Annotated in this window: 18 protein-coding genes; 7 read left to right on the forward strand and 11 right to left on the reverse strand. The window is 58.3% G+C overall.

What is annotated here, in order from left to right:
* Position 1: 1 nt before the first annotated feature.
* Positions 2-973 (reverse strand): beta-hydroxyaspartate dehydratase BhcB, encoded by a 972-nt coding sequence (gene bhcB, locus AC2FLE_RS00520; RefSeq protein WP_496694737.1) that lies wholly within the window; start codon positions 971-973, stop codon positions 2-4.
* An 11-nt stretch (positions 974-984) separates the two neighbouring features.
* The gene (gene bhcA / locus AC2FLE_RS00525; RefSeq protein WP_496694738.1) at positions 985-2,175 is read right to left on the reverse strand and encodes an L-aspartate--glyoxylate aminotransferase BhcA; all 1,191 of its coding nucleotides are present in this window, start codon (positions 2,173-2,175) and stop codon (positions 985-987) included.
* 189 nt (positions 2,176-2,364) lie between these two features.
* Here bhcA and AC2FLE_RS00530 point away from each other — a divergent pair, with 189 nt between their 5' ends.
* Complete coding sequence (locus tag AC2FLE_RS00530) at positions 2,365-3,207, forward strand: IclR family transcriptional regulator (protein ID WP_496694739.1); 843 nt, start codon at positions 2,365-2,367, stop codon at positions 3,205-3,207.
* On the opposite strand, the gene AC2FLE_RS00535 is transcribed toward AC2FLE_RS00530, so the two are convergent.
* Both AC2FLE_RS00535 and putA read right to left on the reverse strand, forming a co-directional pair.
* Positions 3,172-3,915, reverse strand: a complete 744-nt coding sequence (locus AC2FLE_RS00535) for a rhomboid family intramembrane serine protease (RefSeq protein ID WP_496694740.1) — start codon at positions 3,913-3,915, stop codon at positions 3,172-3,174. The two genes, AC2FLE_RS00530 and AC2FLE_RS00535, sit on opposite strands and share 36 nt — an antisense overlap.
* 42 nt (positions 3,916-3,957) lie before the next feature.
* Entirely contained in the window at positions 3,958-7,359 is a 3,402-nt protein-coding gene (gene putA / locus AC2FLE_RS00540; protein ID WP_496694741.1) for a bifunctional proline dehydrogenase/L-glutamate gamma-semialdehyde dehydrogenase PutA, read from the reverse strand.
* Positions 7,360-7,467: 108 nt separating this feature from the next.
* Here putA and AC2FLE_RS00545 point away from each other — a divergent pair, with 108 nt between their 5' ends.
* Both AC2FLE_RS00545 and AC2FLE_RS00550 read left to right on the forward strand, forming a co-directional pair.
* Complete coding sequence (locus AC2FLE_RS00545; RefSeq protein WP_425595921.1) at positions 7,468-7,950, forward strand: Lrp/AsnC family transcriptional regulator; 483 nt, start codon at positions 7,468-7,470, stop codon at positions 7,948-7,950.
* Positions 7,951-7,980: 30 nt separating this feature from the next.
* Positions 7,981-8,547 carry a tetratricopeptide repeat protein gene (locus AC2FLE_RS00550; protein ID WP_271949329.1) on the forward strand — a complete coding sequence of 189 codons (567 nt, stop codon included), beginning with the start codon at positions 7,981-7,983 and terminating at the stop codon, positions 8,545-8,547.
* Between the two features lie 47 nt (positions 8,548-8,594).
* Here the strand turns inward: AC2FLE_RS00550 and AC2FLE_RS00555 are convergent, their stop codons facing one another.
* The 7 genes from AC2FLE_RS00555 to AC2FLE_RS00585 form a co-directional block, all read right to left on the reverse strand.
* Positions 8,595-10,484: a PhoX family protein gene (locus AC2FLE_RS00555; protein WP_496694742.1), complete on the reverse strand. Its 1,890-nt coding sequence runs from the start codon at positions 10,482-10,484 to the stop codon at positions 8,595-8,597.
* A 206-nt stretch (positions 10,485-10,690) separates the two neighbouring features.
* Positions 10,691-11,686, reverse strand: coding sequence for an ABC transporter ATP-binding protein (locus AC2FLE_RS00560; protein ID WP_496694743.1), 996 nt, complete (start codon positions 11,684-11,686; stop codon positions 10,691-10,693).
* Positions 11,683-12,717, reverse strand: coding sequence for a Gfo/Idh/MocA family protein (locus AC2FLE_RS00565; protein ID WP_496694744.1), 1,035 nt, complete (start codon positions 12,715-12,717; stop codon positions 11,683-11,685). Before AC2FLE_RS00565 ends, AC2FLE_RS00560 begins: the two co-directional genes overlap by 4 nt.
* Positions 12,714-13,553 (reverse strand): carbohydrate ABC transporter permease, encoded by an 840-nt coding sequence (locus AC2FLE_RS00570; RefSeq protein WP_142636672.1) that lies wholly within the window; start codon positions 13,551-13,553, stop codon positions 12,714-12,716. The genes AC2FLE_RS00565 and AC2FLE_RS00570 overlap by 4 nt, the downstream gene beginning before the upstream one ends.
* Before the next feature lie 10 nt (positions 13,554-13,563).
* Positions 13,564-14,478, reverse strand: a complete 915-nt coding sequence (locus tag AC2FLE_RS00575) for a carbohydrate ABC transporter permease (protein ID WP_142636674.1) — start codon at positions 14,476-14,478, stop codon at positions 13,564-13,566.
* A 65-nt stretch (positions 14,479-14,543) separates the two neighbouring features.
* On the reverse strand, positions 14,544-15,797 hold the full coding sequence (locus tag AC2FLE_RS00580) for an ABC transporter substrate-binding protein (protein ID WP_142636676.1): 1,254 nt from the start codon (positions 15,795-15,797) through the stop codon (positions 14,544-14,546).
* A gap of 24 nt (positions 15,798-15,821) precedes the next feature.
* Complete coding sequence (locus AC2FLE_RS00585; RefSeq protein ID WP_496694745.1) at positions 15,822-16,706, reverse strand: N-acetylmuramic acid 6-phosphate etherase; 885 nt, start codon at positions 16,704-16,706, stop codon at positions 15,822-15,824.
* A 171-nt stretch (positions 16,707-16,877) separates the two neighbouring features.
* Between AC2FLE_RS00585 and AC2FLE_RS00590 the strand changes: the two genes are divergently transcribed.
* Genes AC2FLE_RS00590 through nagA form a run of 4 tightly spaced genes read left to right on the forward strand, consistent with a single transcriptional unit; the run spans position 16,878 to position 20,670 of the window.
* Positions 16,878-17,753, forward strand: a complete 876-nt coding sequence (locus tag AC2FLE_RS00590) for a glucosamine kinase nucleotide-binding domain-containing protein (RefSeq protein WP_496694746.1) — start codon at positions 16,878-16,880, stop codon at positions 17,751-17,753.
* Positions 17,740-18,489 carry a GntR family transcriptional regulator gene (locus AC2FLE_RS00595; RefSeq protein ID WP_496694747.1) on the forward strand — a complete coding sequence of 250 codons (750 nt, stop codon included), beginning with the start codon at positions 17,740-17,742 and terminating at the stop codon, positions 18,487-18,489. Before AC2FLE_RS00590 ends, AC2FLE_RS00595 begins: the two co-directional genes overlap by 14 nt.
* A gap of 19 nt (positions 18,490-18,508) precedes the next feature.
* The gene (locus tag AC2FLE_RS00600) at positions 18,509-19,537 is read left to right on the forward strand and encodes an SIS domain-containing protein (protein ID WP_496694748.1); all 1,029 of its coding nucleotides are present in this window, start codon (positions 18,509-18,511) and stop codon (positions 19,535-19,537) included.
* Positions 19,534-20,670 carry an N-acetylglucosamine-6-phosphate deacetylase gene (gene nagA, locus AC2FLE_RS00605; RefSeq protein ID WP_496694749.1) on the forward strand — a complete coding sequence of 379 codons (1,137 nt, stop codon included), beginning with the start codon at positions 19,534-19,536 and terminating at the stop codon, positions 20,668-20,670. The genes AC2FLE_RS00600 and nagA overlap by 4 nt, the downstream gene beginning before the upstream one ends.
* The last annotated feature ends 112 nt before the right edge of the window (positions 20,671-20,782 follow it).

The following is a 20,782-nucleotide window of genomic DNA, read 5'->3' on the forward strand; positions in this document are numbered from 1 at the left end:
CTTACCCTTTCAGCCAGGGCAGTTTGTCCAAGTCTACATTGCCACCGGTCACGATGACGCCAATGCGCTTGCCTCGGAAAACCTCTGGGTTCTTCAAAATGGTTGCCAGAGGAACCGCCGAAGACGGCTCCATCACCACGCGCAGGTGCTTCCAGGTCAGTTTCATCGCTTCGATGATTTCCTCTTCCGAGGCGGTAAAAATATCGGTCACGTGGTTGGATACGAAATGCCAGGTGTTTTCTTTCAGGGGCACCAGCAGCCCATCCGCGACTGTCTTGGGGGCGTCGTCTGCGATGATATGACCGGCCTTGAAGGACCGGTAAGCGTCATCCGCCTGTTCCGGTTCCGCTGCATAAATTGCGGTCTCGGGCGCAAGGTTCGAAACCGTCAGACAGGTGCCTGAAATCATGCCGCCACCGCCGATGGGCGCGATAACGGCGTCCATACCACCAGTCTGTTCCAGCAGTTCGGCGGAGCAGGTGGCCTGACCGGTAATCACACGCGGGTCGTTATAGGGGTGAACAAATTCGCCACCGGTTCGGGCCTGAACCTCGGCAAATGTTGCTTCGCGCGAGCTTGTCGAAGGGTCACATTCGGTGATTGTACCGCCATATCGACGAACTGCATCCTTCTTGGCCTGCGGGGCTGTGCGCGGCATGACCACGTTGCACGGAATACCGCGGCGGCCGGCCGCATAAGACAAAGACAAGGCGTGGTTGCCGCTGGAATGCGTGCAAACACCCTTGGGCATCAAATGGTCTGCAAGGCCGAATACAGCGTTGCAGGCCCCACGCACCTTAAAGGCCCCGGCTTCTTGGAAATTTTCGCATTTGAAGAACAGCTGCGCGCCGGTCAGGTCATTCAGGTGGTCCGAAACCATGACCGGAGTTCGGCGGATATGCGGTTTGATCCGATCATGCGCGACACGCATGTCCTCGATCGTCAGATCCGCGGCAGAGGGGTGATCCAACATTGTCATTCTCCTTACGCCGCGGCCTCGGTTCGGTTGCCGGGTGTGGCGCGAAAGTGTTCCTGGGCTGCAGCGACGCCAGAGCCCAACGTGATCGGATAGCTTAGATCGGCCATTGCCATCTCGATCGTACAGAGTCCGGACAGGACCATCGCATCTGTCAGACTGCCCAGATGCCCAATACGGAACGCCTTGCCGTGCAACTGGCCCAAGCCAACACCAAAGGACATCCCGTAGGTGTTAAAGGCATGGTCGGTCAGAATGTTGCTGTCGAACCCTTCGGGCACGTAGATTGCGCTGACCGTGTCTGAGTAAAGGTCTGGCGATTGAGCAACCAGTTCCAGCCCCCAAGCATCGACGGCGCGCCGGACACCCTCGGCAAGCCGATGATGACGGGCGTAAACATTCGGTAAGCCTTCTTCAAACAGCATCTTCAGGCTTTCACGCAGCCCGTAGATCAGTTGCAGAGGTGGTGTATAGGGAAACCCTCCGGTCGCATTGGCCGCCATCATATCCCGGAAATCGAAAAAGGTCCGGTGCAGCTCTGCGGTTTCCATCGCGTCCAGCGCTTTCTGGCTGACGCAAAGGATGGCCATGCCAGTGGCCAGCATGAATCCCTTCTGCGATCCCGAAACCGCGATGTCGACGCCCCAGCGGTCGAACTCGAACGGTACAGAGGCCAAAGAGCTGACGCAGTCCACCATCAAAAGCGCCGGATGATTGGCGGCATCCATCGCCCGTCTTACAGCCCCGATATCCGAAAGCACCCCTGTCGCCGTTTCATTATGAGTGACCAGAACGGCGCGAATTTCATGCGCTTTGTCCCCAGTCAGAACCGTCTGAAATTGGTCGGCGGGGGCGCCGCTGCCCCAAGGGCAGTCGATGACCTGAACGTCAAGCCCGTGACGTGTGCACAGATCAATCCAGCGGTGGCTGAAAACGCCATAGCGCGCAATCAGGACCTTATCACCGGGGCTGAGCGTGTTGGTGATTGCAGCCTCCCATCCACCTGTGCCGCTGGCGGGAAAGGTAACGATCTGGGCCGCAACGGTATCAAAGACCTTCTTGGTGTCTTCCAGTACGGGTGCAAATGTCTGGACAAAGTCCGGCGCGCGATGATCCTGCGTCTGGACCTGCATGGCCAGGCGCAATCTATCAGGTATGTTGGTCGGGCCGGGAATGAAAACCGGGTTTTGGTTCGACATGGCTTGTTCCTCTGCTTTGGAGATAAGTGTCCGGGAAAAAGCTGCATTACGCAATTTTCTTGAAAAATATTTTCATTTATTGAAGATAAATATTAAGCTACTGATATATTACACTTTTCCGTTTTTCATTTTTACGTACAAGAAATCCGGACGCGAGAAACTTTGGACAGCTGAAAGGAAATGCCTGGGATGGAAACGCAGAAAAGGCCACGCGGCAGACCAAAATCGCTGTTCAAGGAAAGCTCGGCCGGGACCATGCAATCGCTGGATCGGGCGCTTAGCGTTTTGACCACAGTGGCCCGTCTGGAACGCGCAGCACTCAGCGATTTGGCGCGCGAAGTTGATGTGCCCACGGCAACAACACACCGAATTCTGGTGACGCTGCAGAAGCACGGTTTCGTCGCCTTTGATGAAGAGCGTCAAGAATGGATGATCGGGATCGAGACCTATCGCACCGGAGCGTCCTTTCTACGCCGTAATGGTGTTATCGAAATCGGAAGGCCCATTTTACGCCGGCTGATGCAAGATAGCGGCGAGACGGCGAATCTAGCCGTTCCGGACGGGGCCGAAGTGGTGTTTGTGGGGCAGGTCGAAACGGCCAATCCGATCCGGGCCTTTTTTCCTCCGGGCGCGCGGACACCGATGTATGCCTCGGGCACCGGTAAGGCGATCTTGGCCGCGTTGAACGAGGCTGCATTGATCAAAGCGCTGGGCACGTTGGACACAAAGGTCTTCACGCCTCAAACACTGGTGCCCGGCGATGCACTACAAAGCGATCTGGATCAGACCCGGGCCCGCGGGTGGTCGCATGATCGGGAGGAACGATACGAGGGGATGTCATGCATCGGTGCGGCCATCTTCAACGACCGGGGGGAACCCTGTGCGGGCATTTCCGTATCTGGCCCTACCGCCCGGTTCAGCACTGAACGCGCGTCGGAATTGGGCCAATTGGTACAAGCCGCCGCGCAAGAGGTTACCTTGCTCAGCGGTGGGCGCTTACCGGCGCGGGATGCGGGGGATGCGGGATTGTGACAGCTTGTATTTGTGCTCTGGATGGGGCGGATGCCCATGGGTGCGGTTCCAATAGTCACTCGCGCCGCGCCGCAACCAAAGGGGTATGCACAAGAGCAAACCAACAAGGAAGCCCCCGGTATGGGCCCAATAGGCGACGCCGCCCTCGTCGGGGTTGCTTGACAGGCTCCCAATGAACTGCATACCCAGCCACACGCCTAGCATGACAAACGCCGGGATCGAGAAGACACGGAAATAGATCACCAGAACAAGCAGGATGTCCACGCGCGCTTTGGGGAACATCAACAAATAGCCACCCATGACGCCAGCTATTGCGCCAGACGCACCAATCGTAGGGACCAGAGATTGTGGCGCTGTGACGACGTGGATCAGACCGGCCCCGATACCGGCGGCAAGATAGAACAGCAGAAAGGGCAGGTGGCCCATCTCGTCTTCGAGGTTGTCGCCGAAGATCCACAGGAACAGCATGTTTCCTGCCAGATGCATCCAGCCGCCATGCAGGAACATCGAGGTCACGAGGGTCTCAAGCGTATAGCCGTCCGTAATCCGGGCGGGCACCACCGCAAAGTCGGTATACAGCTGGGTGATCAGCCGCTGGTTCTCCATGCTTCCCGCATAGCTGAGGAAAATCAGGATATTTGCAGCCATCAACAGATAGATGACATACGGTGTGCGTCCCGAAGGGTTATGGTCACGAATTGGAAACATGGTGCGACGCTGGGCGGTTGGCTGCCCAGCGTCAAGGCCTGTTTAGGCCGCACCCCCCAGCAATGCGGCATTCCCACCCGCAGCAGTGGTGTCGACACAGACATGTCGTTCTCCCAGAACGCGGGTGCGATCTGGCAGGCCGGGGATCAGAGGGATGATTGGGCCTGCACGCCGGGACAGATGACGCTCGATTTCCTGACCGGTTGCGTCGTCGCCCCACCACAATACGCCCGAGAAGCCAGTCAGGTTTTCAAGCCGGTGCAGGTCTAACGCGCCGATAGCAGTGATAGCCCGCCCGCCCAGTGCTTTGACCGCGTTGGCCTGCGCTTGTGCGGCTTCAACTCCGGGGCCCATACACAATAGCGGTGCGCGTGAGAATTCACTCAGGCGGTTCGATTCACCCGTCGGACCGGGCAGCAACCGCGCCTTGATCTCAGCAGATTTTCCTTCTGGCAATGGTAGATCGGTTATATCGGTGGACCATTGCTCGGGACTGACCTTCCGGTCCGGGGCGCAGAAACGGGTCAGGTAGTTCGGCCCGCCCGCCTTTGGGCCGGTCCCCGACAGGCCCTCGCCGCCAAAGGGTTGCGATCCAACTATGGCGCCGATCTGGTTGCGATTGACGTAGATGTTTCCGGCATGAACAGCTTCGGTGATGTGCTGAACGCGGTCGTCGATCCGTGTGTGCAGGCCAAAGGTCAGCCCGTATCCTGTGGCGTTGATATCGGCGATGATCTGATCCAACTCCGAGGAATTGAACCGCACTACATGCAGGACGGGGCCAAACACCTCGCGCTCCAACTCGGCAATGCCGGGGATTTCGATAAGGGTTGGGGCGATGAACGTGCCGTCGCCAGGGACGGACATCTCTTTCAGGACACGCCCTTCGGACCGTGCCAATGCGATGTGATCAGCGATTCCAAGGCGGGCATCTTCGTCGATCACGGGGCCGCAATCGGTTGAAATCGGCCAGGGATCGCCAACCAGCAGCGCGTCCATGGCCCCTGTCAGCATAGTCAGAAGATCATCGGCAATGTCTTCTTGGACATAAAGACAGCGCAACGCCGAGCACCTTTGTCCCGCTGATTGGAATGCGCTTTCGATGATCGACTGAACCGCCTGTTCGGGCAGGGCGGTGCTGTCCACGATCATCGCATTCAAGCCACCGGTTTCCGCGATCAGAGGCGTTCCCGGTCGCAAGTTTCCGGCCATGGCCGCACGGATTTTCAGGGCGGTCCCGGTCGAGCCGGTAAAGGCCACTCCCGACACCCTCGGGTCCGAGGTCAGGGCTGCGCCCACCGATGGACCGCCCGGCAGCAACTGTAGCGCCCTGCGTGGCACTCCGGCCTCGTGCAGCAATTCAACGGCGCGATGCGCGATCAATGGTGTCTGCGGTGCGGGCTTTGCCAATACCGCATTCCCAGTGGCCAAAGCGGCGGATATTTGACCGGTGAAAATGGCCAGCGGAAAGTTCCACGGGCTGATGCAGGTGAACACACCCGCTGGTTCTGCGTCGGGTATATTCACCGCATAATAGCGCAGGAAATCTACCGCCTCGCGCAGTTCGGCGACTGCATCGGGCAGGGACTTACCAGCCTCACGGGCCAGCAGGGCGAAAAGCTCACCGAAATGGGTCTCGTAAAGGTCGGCGGCGGCGTTCAGAACCTGCGAGCGTTGATCTGCCACTACCTGCCAGGGGGTGGCTGCAGTCAAAGCAAGCTCGACATCTTGTGCGCTGGCCGGGGCAACAGCACCGGGGCGATCCCGCGACTGTGCGGGGTTGACGATGGGCTGATCGTCATCGGGCCGCGCATCGCCGGACAACAACGGGCGCGCATACCAGTGATGCGTCCGAAACGCGTCCCGCGCGGCGTTGACCCGGTCCAAAGTGGGAATGTGCCGTAGGTCAAACCCCTGCGAATTGGGCCGCTCGGGTTGAAACAGCTCGGGTCCGGTTGGAATGGGGAGCGCCGGTTCGAGGAGAGTGAGAAACGGATCGGCTGCAACCTCCTCCGGGGGAACAGTATCATCCACGATTTGGTTCACGAATGAAGAGTTCGCACCATTCTCAAGCAGTCGTCGCACCAGGTAGGCCAGCAAGTCACGATGGGCCCCGACAGGCGCGTATATGCGGCAGCGTGTGTTGTTTGCGTCCTTAACCAGATGGTGCAGGGTTTCTCCCATCCCGTGCAGCCGCTGAAATTCGAAAGGCTGATCAGTTGCCATTTGCAGAATTGCACTGACCGTATGGGCGTTATGGGTGGCAAACTGCGGATAAATCCGGTCGGTCATGCCCAGCAATTTTCGCGCATTAGCAATATAGGAAACATCGGTCACGGCCTTGCTGGTAAACACCGGAAAACCCTCGACGCCTTCAACCTGAGCGCGCTTGATTTCGGTATCCCAATAGGCGCCTTTGACCAGCCGCACCATCAGTTTGCGGTCATAGCGCTCGGCCATTCCATAGAGCGCGTCCAGAGCGATTCCAGCACGCGGACCATAGGCCTGAACCACAATTCCGAATCCGTCCCATCCTGCGAGTGCAGGCTCGGCCATCACCGCTTCGATGACCTGCAGGGACAGCGACAGGCGGTCGGCCTCTTCGGCGTCGATGTTCAGGCCCATGCCAGCGGCTTTGGCCAAAAGGCACAGGGCGCGCAGGCGGGGGACAAGCTCAGCCATCACCCGCTGTTCCTGTGCTAACTCATACCGAGGGTGCAGCGCTGACAGCTTTACCGAGATGCCTGGATTGGCACGAATGTCATCATGGGTGCAGGCCTCTGCAATGGCGGTGATGGCACGGGAATAAGACAAATGATATCGGGCCGCGTCGGCCTCGGTCCGTGCGGCTTCACCCAGCATATCGTAGGAATAGGTATAGCCCTTGGCCTCCATCCCGCTGGCACGTTCCATCGCCGACTGGATGGTCTCGCCCAGCACGAACTGACGGCCCATTTCCTTCATCGCGCGCCCGACGGCCGTGCGGATAACCGGTTCACCCAGTCTTTTGATCGCGCCACGCAGGGCACTTACAGGCGAGGGCTTGCCGTCGTCGAGAACTTTACCGGTCAGCATCAGCGCCCAGGTCGAGGCATTCACCAGCGGCGAGGAGGATTGCCCAAGATGCTTGCCCCAGTCGGACGGCGCGATCTTGTCTTCGATCAGAGCATCGATCGTGTCGGCATCCGGCACGCGCAGCAGCGCTTCGGCCAGACACATCAGCGCCACTCCCTCATCGGTGGACAGGCCATATTCGGCCAGAAACACCTCCATCATGCCCGGCGATGTACTGGATCGAATATCACGCACAAGCTGGGCGGCTGCCGCACAGATTTGGGCTCGATCAGTTTCAGACAGCGCGGCATGATCGATAAGATTGTCGAGAACGGCGGTTTGATCAGCGTAGGTTTGGCTGTCGATATGGGTGCTCAGGCTGTGTGACATGAATCCTCCAGGCTTTTGTTGAATATAATGTCGATTTCTCAGGACGATTGCCGTATTTTTTAATTCATCTGGTCGGATAGACTGTATTTAGGGGATAATGCCGTGCAAATGAACTTTCCGGATTTGGATCGGTTTGATCGAGCGATCTTGGCGATTCTCTCAGAGGATGGGCGCATATCAGTTGCCGACCTTGCGCGGCGGATCGGGCTGTCGAAATCCCCAACCCAGGCGCGTCTAAAGCGACTTGAGGCTAGCGGGGTGATCACCGGGTATCGCGCCCTACTGGACCCGATCCGACTGGGGCTGGACCATGTGGCTTTTGTCGAGGTGCGCCTGACCGACACGAGAGAGAAGGCACTGGCCGAGTTTAACGCCGCAGTCCGCAAGGTGCCCGAAATCGAGCAAGCCCATATGATCGCGTCGAATTTCGACTATCTGCTGAAAATCCGCACTGGTTCAATGTCGGAATACCGCGCCGTTTTGGCTGAGAAGATATCCTCGCTTCCGCATGTGGCGAATACCTCGACCTTTGTGGCGATGGAGGCAGTTAAGGAAACCGTTGTTTCAGGCGCTTTGGACAGGGTGGGTTGACGAATTGCGCAAGCGCGTCACCATACGCGTATGAAGCGTTTTGTGTTCCCTCTGCTAGTGTTGGCGGCCCCTCCGGGTGTCGCCTGGTCTGAAGAATGCCCGTCCTCGCCGGATCATACCGAAAGCATCTCGGCCGTAATCGCGCAAATTCAGGATGTTGGAAACGAGGCCGAAGCCCAGACATTTTCCAATCAATTATGGGAGTTCTGGACCGATGCGCCCGACGCTGTTGCGCAGGCCGTGCTGGACCGGGGTATGACCCGCCGCAGTGGCTGGGACCTTCGGGGCGCCATCGAGGAGTTTGACAAGCTCATCGAATACTGCCCGCACTATGCCGAGGGGTACAATCAGCGCGCCTTTGCATATTATCTTAGCCAGGATTTCGCATCTGCGTTGCCGGATCTGGACAAGGCGATCGAGCTGTCTCCGAACCATGTCGCGGCGATCAGCGGGCGCGCCCTAACGCTGCTTGGCTTGCATCGGATTGATGAAGCCCGTGCGGCACTGTCACATGCTTTGGAGCTTAACCCCTGGCTGTCCGAGCGCCACCTGATGGCTCCGGGCGGACCGTTGGAGCCGCCGGGTAAGGATATCTGAGGAATAGACCTCCCCGACCCATAGGACCGGGGACAATCTGGAACAGCTTAACCGACCAGCCCGTTGTCGGTGCGCTTGATCGTGATCACCGACGAGCGCGGTGTGCCTCCATCCGGCCATTCGCTGCCGGGATGCTGAATGCCGACAAACATGGTGCGCAGATCGCTGGACCAAGCCAGCCCCGTGACCTCACATCCTTTCGGACCGGTCATGAAACGGGCGATTTCGCCAGTGACCGGATCGCCGACCAGCATCTGGTTGTTGCCGTGGCCTGCAAAGTCTTCTTCGTTGTCGTCATTGCCGTCGGTCTGGATCCAGACCAGACCAGTCGAGTCAATGGTCATTCCGTCGGGTGAGTTGAACAGGTTGCCCTCGTTCACATTGGCCGACCCGGCGCGGGCGTCAGAGTGCACCGTCGGATTTCCCGCCATGACATAGAGATCCCAGACGAACGCGTCGGCTGCGTGATCGTCATCGGCGGGTTTCCAGCGGACAATCTGGCCGTATTTATTGGCTTCACGCGGGTTGGGGCCGTTGGTCGACGTATCATCACCCCCGGCATTTGGTTTCACGCCGCGGTTCTTGTTGTTGGTCAGGCAGCAATAGGCTTCGACCGCTACCGGGCTGGACGCGACCCATTCAGGGCGATCCATGGTCGTGCCACCCGCCTTGGACGCCGCCATTCGGGTGAAGATCGCAATATCCGCCGCATCCATGCCGGTTGCATCCGGCGTCAGCGGCAGCCAGGTGCCTGTCATGTCGTCATTGAATTTCGCCACGTAAAGCGTGCCGTCGTTCAACAGGCTCTGGGTTTCGCCGCCGGGCTGATAGGTTCCGTTCGAGACGAATTTGTACAGATACTCGCCCCGCTCATCATCGCCCATATAGACAACCACGCGGCCATCAGCGGCCAGAGTCACCTCGGCATTCTCATGCTTGAAGCGACCCAGACCAGTGTGTTTGACCGGGGTGCTGTCCGGTTTGGTCGGGTCGATTTCGACGATCCAGCCCACCCGGTGCGGCTCATTGGGGTTTTTGGAGGTATCGAACCGTGGGTCGAACAGCTCGTAGCCGTTCCAGCTTTCGGTTTTGACACCATAGCGCTTGAAGCCGTCCGCGACCTTCTGATCGTAGCTGGCGTTTTCGTCGCTGGAGCCGAAATAGCCGTTAAAGTTCTCTTCACAGGTCAGATAGGTGCCCCAGGGCGTCTTGCCTGCACCGCAGTTGTTCATAGTGCCCAGCGAGGTTGTGCCGGTCGGGTCGGCCTCGGTCTTCAGCAGGTCGTGGCCAGCGGCGGGGCCGACGATAGCCATCGGCGTGTTGTGGTGGATGCGCCTGTTGAACGGGCTGTCCTTGACCACCGACCAACCTTCGGGGCCTTCGGTGATTTCCATCACGGTCACGCCTTGCAGGTTCTGCAGTTTGCGCACGTCGTCAGCACTGGCCGGAACACCTTCCTGCGCGGCTGGCAGGTTGATTTTACCGTTCGGATATTCGTGATTGATCGCAATCAGCTCGTGACCCTGGAAGGTAAAGGTCTCCATGCCGTCGGTATTCTCGCCAAAGATGCGGTCCGAGTTCTCAACCGGGCCGCCCTCGGCGAGGTCATAGCCATCGGCATCCGAAAACAGTGGATCACCCCAGCGCATCAGGATCTGCCAGTCGTACCCTTCGGGCACATGGACGGTGCCGTCGGTCTGTGCGGCGATTGGTTTGAAGGCAAAGCGGGATGCAGCCTGTGCCTGCGCCGAGGTCGAGCCAAGCAGGCTGGTTCCCAACGCAGCCGCGCCAGAGCCGAAAGCCACGACGCCGGACAGAAATCCACGGCGGGAAATGGCGCTTTCGACGACACGGTCAAAGTCGTTTTCTTCAGGGCGGGGGAAATGCAGCTCGTCCCAATCGTCGGCGGAAAGTGTGGTAGGGTCAACGTCTTTCATGGATTGCTCCTGGCTGTCTGTGAAAAGTCGATGAAACGGATTTAGGGGGCATCTGTGACAGGGTAATAACAGCACCATTAACAATGGTGCCGGGATACTCAGGAAACAGATAAACTTTGGATGCGTTAGGATACGCCGATGTGATCAGCCCGTCAAAACGGGCTGATCACATCTTGTTTTTATTGGCTTTTTGACAGGAAAAGCGGTCAGGTAAGGCGCTGACCGTCCGCATTGAACCGATAGGCCTTGCCCGGAGAATAGGCGAAACGCAATTCCTGCCCTTCGGATATCGCATGCTGGCCAAACAGCCGGGCGGTTATGGCGTGTTCGTTGATCTGCGCGATGACATTTGTGTCTCCGCCCAGCTTCTCAACATGGCTGACGCGTGCAGTGAGCGGGCCGTCATCTGCAAGGAACAGATCCTCGGGCCGAATGCCGATCGTGTTCCGGCCGCTTTCGTTGAGCAATCCTTGAGGCAGAAAATTCATTGACGGCGAGCCGAGGAACCCTGCCACAAACTGGTTCGCGGGATTGTTATACAGTTCCATCGGGCTACCGATCTGTTCTACCCGGCCGTCACGCAGAACGACGATCTTGTCGGCCAATGTCATGGCCTCGGTCTGATCATGGGTGACATAGATCATCGACGCATCCAGCGCTCGGTGCAGGTTGGCGATCTCGATTCGCGTATTCATGCGAAGCGCGGCATCCAGATTGGACAGAGGCTCATCAAACAGGAACAGTTTGGGTTCGCGCACGATGGCGCGGCCAATGGCAACCCGCTGACGCTGACCGCCCGACAATTCCGAGGGGAAGCGATCCAAATAGGGCTCGAGGTTCAGCATCCGGCTGGCTTTGGCCACGCGGCCTTCGATTTCCGATTTGGGCTGCTTTTCCTGCTTCAGCGCCAGGGTCATGTTGCCGTGCACGCTGAGATGCGGGTAAAGCGCATAGCTTTGGAAGACCATCGCGATGCCGCGCTTGGATGGCGGCACCAGATTGACCTGCTGCCCGCCAATGTTGATCTCACCGGACGATGCATCCTCGAGCCCCGCAATCACCCGCAACAGGGTGGATTTGCCACAGCCCGAAGGGCCGACAAAGACGACAAACTCGCCGTCTTCGACTTCAAGCGTGATGTCTTTTAGGACATGCACATTGCCGAAGGATTTATTGATTTTGTTCAGCGTCAGGGCGGTCATGTCGCTTGCTCCTCAAAGGAAACGGGCTGGCCAGTGCGGATGCTTTCATCTGCGGCCAGGCAAATGGCAAGGGATTGGACAGCGTCATTCATATGACGCGTCAGGTCTATGTCTTCGGCGATGGCGCGCAGCATATAGCCCTGTTCGGCATCGCAGAGTTCCTGGTGACCGGGTTCACCGGGCATGTCGATTGTGTGGTCGCCTTGCGGTGTGTGGACTAGCAGACCGCCAACCTTTGTGTGGCCGTCAATATCCGCCGAGGCGCCCTTGTTCCCGTCGGTGATCGAGACCGAACCGTTGGGCGACACTATATCTTTCACGAAGAACGCGGTTTCCGACATCATCGGGCCCCAGCCGGCCTCATACCAGCCGACCGAGCCGTCATTGAAAACCACCTGAAACTGCCCGTAATTGTACATGTCGGGCGCGATCTCATCTGACAGGCGCAGACCCATTCCGTGGACACGGACGGGCCGGGCATCGGTGATCTGACACATCACATCGACATAGTGAACGCCGCAATCCACGATGGGCGAGGTGGTCTGCATCAACGCTTTATGCGTCTCCCATTCCGCGCCGCTGGATTGCTGGTTCAGGTTCAGGCGGAATACATAAGGCCCACCCAGGTTGCGGGCCTCGGCAATCAGCCGCACCCACGAGGGGTGGTGGCGCAGGATGTAGCCAACAACCAGCTTGCGGTTCAGTCGGATGGCGGTTTCGACCACGCGCCGCGCATCAGCGACATTGGTGGCCAGCGGTTTCTCTACAAAGACATGCGCCCCGGCTTCCATCGCCGCACAGGCATAATCCGCATGGCTGTCGGAATGTGTGGCGATCACGACCAGATTCGGGTTTGTTTCGGCCAGCGCGGTTTCGAAATCCGAATAGGCAGGATAATCCGCCAGATCGGGGTGATCCACGCGCCCGGATCGGTTCACCAGCCCGGCAATTTGCACGTCCGGGTGATGGTGATGGGCCAGCGCGTGGCTGAACCCCATATTGCCAAGACCTGCGATCAGAACACGTGTCATTTGACAGCCCCTGACGTGATGCCGCGGATCAGCTGGCGTGAGAATATGACATAGAGAACCAGGACCGGCAGGATTGCCATCGACAAGGCTGACAGGACCGCGTTCCAGTCGGTGACAAATTGACCGATAAAGACCTGGCTGCCCAGCGTCAGGGTCTTGGTCTCTTCGGCGGGGGCCAGGATCAGCGGGAACCAAAGGTCGTTCCAGATCGGGATCATGTTGAACACCGCCACCGTCGCCATGGCGGGCCGCACCAGTGGCAGCACCAGGCGGAAGAAGATCGTATATTCCGACAGCCCATCAATGCGCCCGGCGTTTTTCAGATCGTCGCTGACCTGCCGCATGAATTCGGAAAGGATGAACACAGCCAGCGGCAAACCCTGTGCCGTATAGACCAGGATCAGCGCCCAAAGTGAGTTCACCAACCCGGTCGCCACCATCATCTCAAGGATTGCGACAGTGCCTATGCGGATCGGAATCATGATCCCCAGTGCCAGATACAGGCCCATCAGCAGGTTGCCTTTGAACTGGTATTCGGACAGCGCATAGGCCGCCATGGCACCGAACAGCAGGATAAAGAACAACGACGCCACGGTGACGATCATCGAGTTCTGGAAGTACAGGAAGAAATCCCCCTGCTTCATCACCGTCTCATAGCCGATCAGCGAAAAACTGTCTGCGTTGGGCAGGGCCAGCGGTTCGCGAAAGATCGACCGGCGGGTTTTGAAGCTGTTGATCAGGATCACAAAGACCGGGAACAGCGCGATCAGCGTGTACAGGATCAACCCGGCATGCATTGCTGCGGTGTTGAGGGGGTTTTGGCGTGCTTTGTTCATCACTTGGCCCTCACAGTTGATACCGGCGCATCCGGGTCTGGATGCCGAACAGATAGATGCAGACGCCCACCAGGATGATTGCGAACATGGCCCCGGCGATGGCGGACCCCATATGCGGGTCGCCCAGCTGCAACTGGAAGCCAAAGAAGGTGCGGTACATAAAGGTGCCCAGAATATCGGTTGAGAAATCGGGACCGGCCAGCGCGCCTTGAGAGGCATAGATCAGGTCGAATGCGTTGAAATTACCCACAAAGGTCAGGATCGAGATGATCCCGATCGAGGGCAGGATCAGCGGTAGTTTGATCTTCCAGAAGGCCGAGGCCCCGGTGATGCCGTCGATCTCTCCAGCCTCAAGGATTTCTTCGGGGATGGTCAGCAGGGCGGCATAGATCAGCATCATCGGGATGCCTACGAACTGCCAGACCGAGATCAGCGCCAGCGTGGTCAGTGCGTATTCCTCTTTTCCCAGCCACGGCGCAAAGAGGGACTTCAGCCCAACAGCATCCAGCATCGAAGGCGCAATGCCCCAGATCGGCGACAGGATCAGTTTCCAGGCAAAGCCCACGATTACAAAGCTGAGGATCGTAGGAATAAAGATCGCCGAGCGATACAGGGCAGCAAACCGTAGACGGGGGTGGCTGAGAAGGGCGGCCAGCGCGATGCCGATCGGGTTCTGAACCAACATATGGATCAGGAAGAACCAAAAATTATTACCCAGAGCATTCCAGAACTGATCCGACCAGTTGGGATCGAAAAACAGCGTCCGGAAATTCTGCAATCCGACAAACACGCGAGCCTGATCAACCTCTGTATACAGTGCAAGGCGCAGTGTGTTGAACAGCGGGAAAATCATCACAGCGGTATAGACGAGTACGGCAGGTGCCAGAAATACAACGATATGCCAGCGGATGCGGGGGCGGGTCATGGGATTGCTTTCAAAGGGGTGTCGGAGTTACCCGGGCGGTCGGCACCGCCCGGGTATGGATCAGCTTACTGATGCGGAGCGTACCAGGAGGCCAGGCCTTCCTGCAGTTCGGCACCCAGTTCCTCGGGGGATTTTGCGCCTTTGATGGCGGCAACCGAAGCGCCCCAGGTATCGTTTTCTAGGTTCGGTGTGCCACGCGACAGGATTTGATAGGTCGAGCGGATGGTCGATTCACACTCTTCGCGCCAGCCTACGATTTCCTTGGCCAGCGGGTCCTGCAGCTCGACCGGAGTGTTCGAGAGCGGGAAGAAGCCAGGCAGGGCGTTGCCGAAGATTTCGGCGAATTCCGGGCTTGCGACCCAGGCCAGGAACGTCTCGGCAGCTTCGGGATTCGCGGTGGCCGCATTCATACCAATGCCAATGTCGGTGTGGTCCGAGATATAGCAGGTATCGCCCGCATTCTGGACTGGCGGCTTAAAGGCGCCCATTTCGAAATCGGCCTGCGCATTGAAGCCCGAAATTTCCCAGGATCCCGCAGGGTAGACGGCTGCGCGACCCAGGGTAAAGATGTTCTGGCTGTCGGGATAGGTCTGCGCCTCATATCCGTCACCCAGATAAGCGCCCCAACGGGCCAGGGTGGCATAGGGGGCGGTCCAGGCTTCATCGGTCAGCTTTTGCTCGCCTGCGATCAGCGCCTGGCGGCCCTCTTCGCCTTTCCAATAGTTCGGGCCGATGTTGTTATAGCCCATAGTGGCGGCTTCCCACTGGTCGTTGGTGCCCATCGCCATCGGGATATACGTGCCGTCTTCCTTGATCTTGTCGAGGGCGGCAAAGAACTCGTCCTCGGTTGTGGGAACTTCGATGCCCAGTTCGGCAAACGCGTCCTTGTTGTAGATGAACCCGTGGATCACCGATGCCATGGGAACGCAGAAGCTGGCCGAGCCGTCATCCGTCTGCCAGGCCGATTTGGCCACATCCGAGAAGTTGCCCATCGCTTCGACACCCGACAGGTCGCTCAGGTGGCCGGCCTCATAGAGGGCCAGTGATGCATCGAAAGGACGGCAGGTGATCAGATCGCCAGCCGAGCCCGCATCCAGTTTCGAGTTCAGGACAGCGTTGTATTCTGCCGGGGCCGAGGGTGTGAATTGCACTTTGATGCCGGGGTGTTTGGCCTCAAACGCAGGGATGATCTGGTCCTGCCATAGCGTCAGGTCGTCATTTCGCCAGCTTTCGATGGTCAGGGTCACATCTTCCGCATAGGCAGCCGACGCCATCAGCGTCGTGCCCAGCAGAGCAAGTTTCAAGCTATTCTTGGTCATCCATATTCTCCCGATTGATGGTTATTATTCTATGGCCAGTGCGGCCGTTAGGATTCCGTCTGATGTTCGTAGGCGTTCGGTGGCTTCGGATGCCGAAACACCTTTTGCGGCGACAAGCACGGCGGGCTTCACATCACCGCGCGTTGCTTCCAGTGCGCGCTTTGCAGCGCCTGTGTCCACCTCGGCAATGCGGGTGACGATTCCGGCCGCGCGGGCGCGCAGTTTGTCATTGTCCGCGCGCAGGTTGACCATCATGCCGCCATGTACGTGGCCAAGGTCCAGCGCCATCAGCGACGACAGCATATTCAAGGCGATCTTTTGTGCCGTTCCCGCGCCCATCCGAGTTGATCCAGAGATCAGTTCGGGCGGTGTGGCAAGCAGGATCGGGATGTTGGCCTGTATCAGCAGGGGGCTGTTGGCGTTATTGGCGATGCCGATCAAGGTCGCGCCGTTTGCGCGGGCGATGCCTGCCGCTGTCATCGTGTAAGGTGTGGATCCGCTGGCGGATACGGCAATTACCGTATCGCGGGCTGTTAACGCGTTCAGCGCCTCACGCAGGTCTCCGTCGGCATCTTCGGAGTCGCCAGGCATCTCAACACCCGTCGGAAGGCCGCCAGCCATGTGAATCCGCAACTGGTCTGGCGTGATTGAGAAGGTTCCGCCCAGCTCTTGCGCGTCAGCTGCAGCCATCAGTCCGGAGGATCCCGCCGCAACATAGTGCAACATGCCGCCCGAACGCAGAGTCACAGCCATCGCTGCAGCACCCGAGGCGATGGCCTCTAGGGCCGGGCGCACTGCTGCCGCCGCTGCGATCTGACCCTCGGCCAGCAGCAAGGCTGACCCCGTCAGGTCATCGCGACAAAGGCTGGCGGCATTATGATGCAGTTGTTCGGTCGACGGCAGCGTCAAGAGAATCCCCTCCCAGGTTTCCTGATTACAATACCTATTTAATACCACCTGTCCAACATTTTATTTTCAGTGAAGGTTTTGTGCGGTTTTTATAGGAAAAATTGCAATATTTGCGAGCTATGCCAAAATCTAGGCTTTTCTAAATCAAATAGGTATTGTATTGGTATTGTCATGATTGAGTCCCTGCATAATGCTGTATTGGCCGTTGATGGCGGTGGAACGCGCTGTCGTGTGGCCTGTGAAGTTGCTGGAATCGCTCACAGCGTTGAAGTTGGCGCTGCAAACGTCTCGACTGATTTTCAGGCTGGCGTTTCACAGATAAAGCTGGGGTTAGACCGGCTGTCTGGCAAGCTTGGCATCGGGGTTGAGGGCTTGTTGGCAAGTCCTGCCTTTGTTGGTTTGGCTGGGGTCACGGATCAGGCGATCGCAACTCGTTTGAGGGATGCGCTTGGTCTAAAGCACGCCCGGATAGAGGATGATCGTCCCGCAGCCTTGCGCGGGGCGCTGGGTGCGCAGGACGGGCTGATTGCCCATTGTGGTACAGGCTCATTTCTGGCCAGACAAACTGGTAGAGACATGCGCTTTGCCGGTGGCTGGGGCTCGGTCTTGGGGGATGAAGCCTCGGCCCAGTGGGTTGGAAGGATGGCATTGTCCTTGGCATTGCGTGCGTTTGATGGAACGCAGGCCCGTTCGGACCTTTTGACCACTTTGCTGTCCGAGCATGACGGACCTGCCGGGATCGTTCGCTTTGCGGGGGCTGCAGACCCTGCGCAGTTTGGTGCGATTGCACCAAAAGTGACCATGGCTGCCCAAGATGACGACGTGGTTGCGCAACAAATCATGCGGGCAGGTGCTGCCTATCTGGCGGATACTGCCACGCATTTGGGGTGGAGCCCGGGAACCGCGCTGTGCCTGACGGGCGGTATTGGTGGTCAATACGCGTCGTATCTGCCCGAAAACATGCAATCCGACCTGCGCGCGCCGTTAGGAGAACCGCTCGACGGGGCGCTCGCCTTGGCAAAGGAGGTCGAACATGAGCATTGCTGATTTTCTGCGTTCGGATTCCTGGCTGACCGCTGATAATGGGCCGAGATATGTCCAACTGCGGCGAAGGCTGCAGGAGGGCATTGATACGGGTGTTCTGCCCCCCAAATCGTCGCTTCCGTCCGAGAGAGAACTTGTCGAGATCACGGACCTTTCGCGCGTCACCGTGCGAAAGGCGATTCAAGAGCTTGTCCAGGAGGGCGTGATCGAACAGCGTCAGGGCTCGGGCTCGTTCATCCGCGAGCGCATGCCACGGGTCGAACAATCGCTGACACATCTGACTTCGTTCACCGAAGACATGTCCAGCCGTGGAATGAAAACCGCGTCGAAATGGCTGGAGCGGGGGGTCTTTGCGCCGACCCAAGAAGAGATTTCCGCCTTGAGCTTGTCCGAGGGTGAGCAAATCTCTCGTATCTACCGGTTGCGCGAAGCCGATGGCCGTCCACTGGCGCTGGAAAAAGCGGCGCTACCTTTGGATATCCTGCCGAACCCGATCGAGGTGACCACCTCTCTGTACGAGGTCTTGGATCGGTTGGGCCGCCGTCCTGTTCGGGCCGTTCAGAAGATCTCGGCCCTGAATTTGGCCGCGCGTGAGGCTGAACTGCTTGATGTTCCCGAGGGAGCCGCCGGGCTGAATATTGAACGTGTTTCTTTTCTCAGAAACGGACGCGTCGCCGAACTGACACGCTCGCTTTATCGCGGCGATGCGTATGATTTTGTCGCTGAATTGCGGTTGTAACCTGAAAGGACGGAACTTGATGTCCGTAGAACTCTCGAAGATGCGTCAGGAAATTCTGGAAATTCCTGATGCCGTAGACCGATTGCTAAGCAATGGGGCTGACAATATCCGCCACGCTGCCCAGTTGGCGCGCGACGCAGACCCGCGTTTTCTGGTCTCGGTGGCGCGAGGATCTTCGGATCACGCCTGCACCTATCTGAAATATGCATGCGAACTGTTGCTGAATCTTCCTGTTGCCTCGGTCGGGCCCTCGGTCAACTCGATCTATGGTGCCGAGCTGCGGGCGCAGGGTGCGTTGAGTATATCGGTGTCGCAATCTGGTCAAAGCCCGGACATCGTTGGCATGACGCGCGCGCTGAAACGATCTGGTGCCGTGACGGTCGCCATTACGAACAATACGGAATCCCACCTGGCAGATGCCACGGACGCCGTCCTGTCTCTTCATGCGGGACCGGAATTGAGTGTGGCAGCAACTAAGACCTTTGTGACGTCTCTGGTGGCGGGGCTGTGGTTGCTGGCGGAAATCGCGGATGAGGCAGAACTGAAGCAGGCCATATGGTCACTGCCCGGGTATCTTGGGAAGGCTGCCCAATGCGACTGGACCCCGGCCGCCAATGCGATTTCCGGCCGGTCCCTGTTTACCTTGGGTCGCGGTCCATCGCTGGCGATCTCGAATGAAGCGGCGCTGAAAATCAAAGAGACCTGCCAGATCCACGCCGAGAGCTATTCGACTGCCGAAGTTCTGCACGGGCCGGTCTCAATCGTTGAAGAAGGGTTTCCAACCATTGTGTTCGCCGCCGGTGATGCCGCTGAACAAACAACGGCAGAAGCGGCTGATGCGTTGGCGGCAAAAGGGGCTACCGTTTTTGCCGCAACCTCGGCGGTGAAACGGGCGCAGCCTCTGCCGGTCGTCAGAACGGACCATTGGCTGACCGATCCCATCAGCACCATCACATCGTTCTACAGCATGGTTGAATCGGTCGCCTGCAATCGCGGAATTGACCCTGATGCCCCGCGTCACCTTAAGAAAGTTACGGAAACTGTATGACCTCTCAGACGGTTGTATTCAGAAACGGCGCCTATTTCGACGGCACACACCTGCTGGAGGGGCAGGCGGTTGTGTTTCGCCAAGGTAATTTGTCCGAGATCACCCCGGCAGACGGAACCAAAATCGCCGGGCAGCAGGTCGATCTGAACGGTGATATTCTCTGCCCCGGATTTGTGGACCTACAGGTCAATGGCGGCGGAAGTGTCATGTTCAACGATGACCCTTCTGTCGAGACTATCCAGCGCATTTCTCAAGCGCATAGAAAGCTTGGCGTCGCATCCTTTTTGCCCACCCTGATTACCGACACTGCGGCCAAGACCCAGCAGGCAATAGAGGCCGCGATCAAGGCTGTGGATGTCGGTGTTCCCGGTGTCGCTGGACTGCATCTGGAGGGACCGCATCTTTCGTTGGCGCGAAAAGGGGCGCATGACGCGGCGCTGATCCGCCCGATGGATGAAGATGATCTGACCACCCTGATAGCCGCGGCCAGCCGATTGCCTTGCCTCAAAGTAACCCTGGCGCCAGAAGCTGTGTCTGAGCAACAGGTTACCTCTTTGGCTGAGGCCGGAATTCTGGTGTCTCTGGGTCATAGCGATGCGGATTTTGCGACCTGTCAACGTTATGCTGCGGCGGGCGCGCGCTGTGTCACACATCTGTTCAACGCCATGAGCCAGCTTGGAAACCGCGAGCCTGGTCTTGTGGGGGCGGCGCTGGCCAATGCGGGTTTGTCTGCGGGTCTGATTGCCGACAGTATACACGTACACCCTGAGGTCATGCGGGCGGCATGGGCGGCAAAGACCGGCCCGGCCCGGATATTTCTGGTCAGCGATGCCATGGCTGTTGCCGGAACAGAGGATGCCGAATTCAACCTTGAAGGGCGCCGTATTACCAGAACGGATGGCCGCCTGACGCTTGAAAATGGAACGCTGGCAGGGGCTGACCTGGATCTGACGACGGCTGTTCGCATACTTGTTAAAAATGTCGGTGTCCCGCTGAAGGATGCGCTGAGCGCCGCAACGACCTATCCTGCGAAGTTGATTGGTTTGGACGAATCTTCCAGTAAGAATCTGGCATCCATGATCCGTATTTCGGCGGATCTTGAATCTTGCGAATGGGCGAATGCCGCGCGTTGAATAAGCCGCGCGCTGCCGAAGCGACCCCTGGATTACCGATGCGCCGGGGTCCGTCCCCGGGTGTCATATGATTTTGAATTTCACGTGCGAACTGTGCTTGACGACACCTTGG

This window comes from Ruegeria sp. CDSA077 (assembly GCF_059612265.1).

Excerpts from the sequence above, each read along its gene's own strand:
- bhcB (WP_496694737.1), bottom strand. The coding sequence starts at position 973 with ATGTTGGATCACCCCTCTGCCGCGGATCTGACGATCGAGGACATGCGT.
- bhcA (WP_496694738.1), bottom strand. The coding sequence starts at position 2,175 with ATGTCGAACCAAAACCCGGTTTTCATTCCCGGCCCGACCAACATACCT.
- AC2FLE_RS00530 (WP_496694739.1), top strand. The coding sequence starts at position 2,365 with ATGGAAACGCAGAAAAGGCCACGCGGCAGACCAAAATCGCTGTTCAAG.
- AC2FLE_RS00535 (WP_496694740.1), bottom strand. The coding sequence starts at position 3,915 with ATGTTTCCAATTCGTGACCATAACCCTTCGGGACGCACACCGTATGTC.
- putA (WP_496694741.1), bottom strand. The coding sequence starts at position 7,359 with ATGTCACACAGCCTGAGCACCCATATCGACAGCCAAACCTACGCTGAT.
- AC2FLE_RS00545 (WP_425595921.1), top strand. The coding sequence starts at position 7,468 with ATGAACTTTCCGGATTTGGATCGGTTTGATCGAGCGATCTTGGCGATT.
- AC2FLE_RS00550 (WP_271949329.1), top strand. The coding sequence starts at position 7,981 with ATGAAGCGTTTTGTGTTCCCTCTGCTAGTGTTGGCGGCCCCTCCGGGT.
- AC2FLE_RS00555 (WP_496694742.1), bottom strand. The coding sequence starts at position 10,484 with ATGAAAGACGTTGACCCTACCACACTTTCCGCCGACGATTGGGACGAG.
- AC2FLE_RS00560 (WP_496694743.1), bottom strand. The coding sequence starts at position 11,686 with ATGACCGCCCTGACGCTGAACAAAATCAATAAATCCTTCGGCAATGTG.
- AC2FLE_RS00565 (WP_496694744.1), bottom strand. The coding sequence starts at position 12,717 with ATGACACGTGTTCTGATCGCAGGTCTTGGCAATATGGGGTTCAGCCAC.
- AC2FLE_RS00570 (WP_142636672.1), bottom strand. The coding sequence starts at position 13,553 with ATGAACAAAGCACGCCAAAACCCCCTCAACACCGCAGCAATGCATGCC.
- AC2FLE_RS00575 (WP_142636674.1), bottom strand. The coding sequence starts at position 14,478 with ATGACCCGCCCCCGCATCCGCTGGCATATCGTTGTATTTCTGGCACCT.
- AC2FLE_RS00580 (WP_142636676.1), bottom strand. The coding sequence starts at position 15,797 with ATGACCAAGAATAGCTTGAAACTTGCTCTGCTGGGCACGACGCTGATG.
- AC2FLE_RS00590 (WP_496694746.1), top strand. The coding sequence starts at position 16,878 with ATGATTGAGTCCCTGCATAATGCTGTATTGGCCGTTGATGGCGGTGGA.
- AC2FLE_RS00595 (WP_496694747.1), top strand. The coding sequence starts at position 17,740 with ATGAGCATTGCTGATTTTCTGCGTTCGGATTCCTGGCTGACCGCTGAT.
- AC2FLE_RS00600 (WP_496694748.1), top strand. The coding sequence starts at position 18,509 with ATGTCCGTAGAACTCTCGAAGATGCGTCAGGAAATTCTGGAAATTCCT.
- nagA (WP_496694749.1), top strand. The coding sequence starts at position 19,534 with ATGACCTCTCAGACGGTTGTATTCAGAAACGGCGCCTATTTCGACGGC.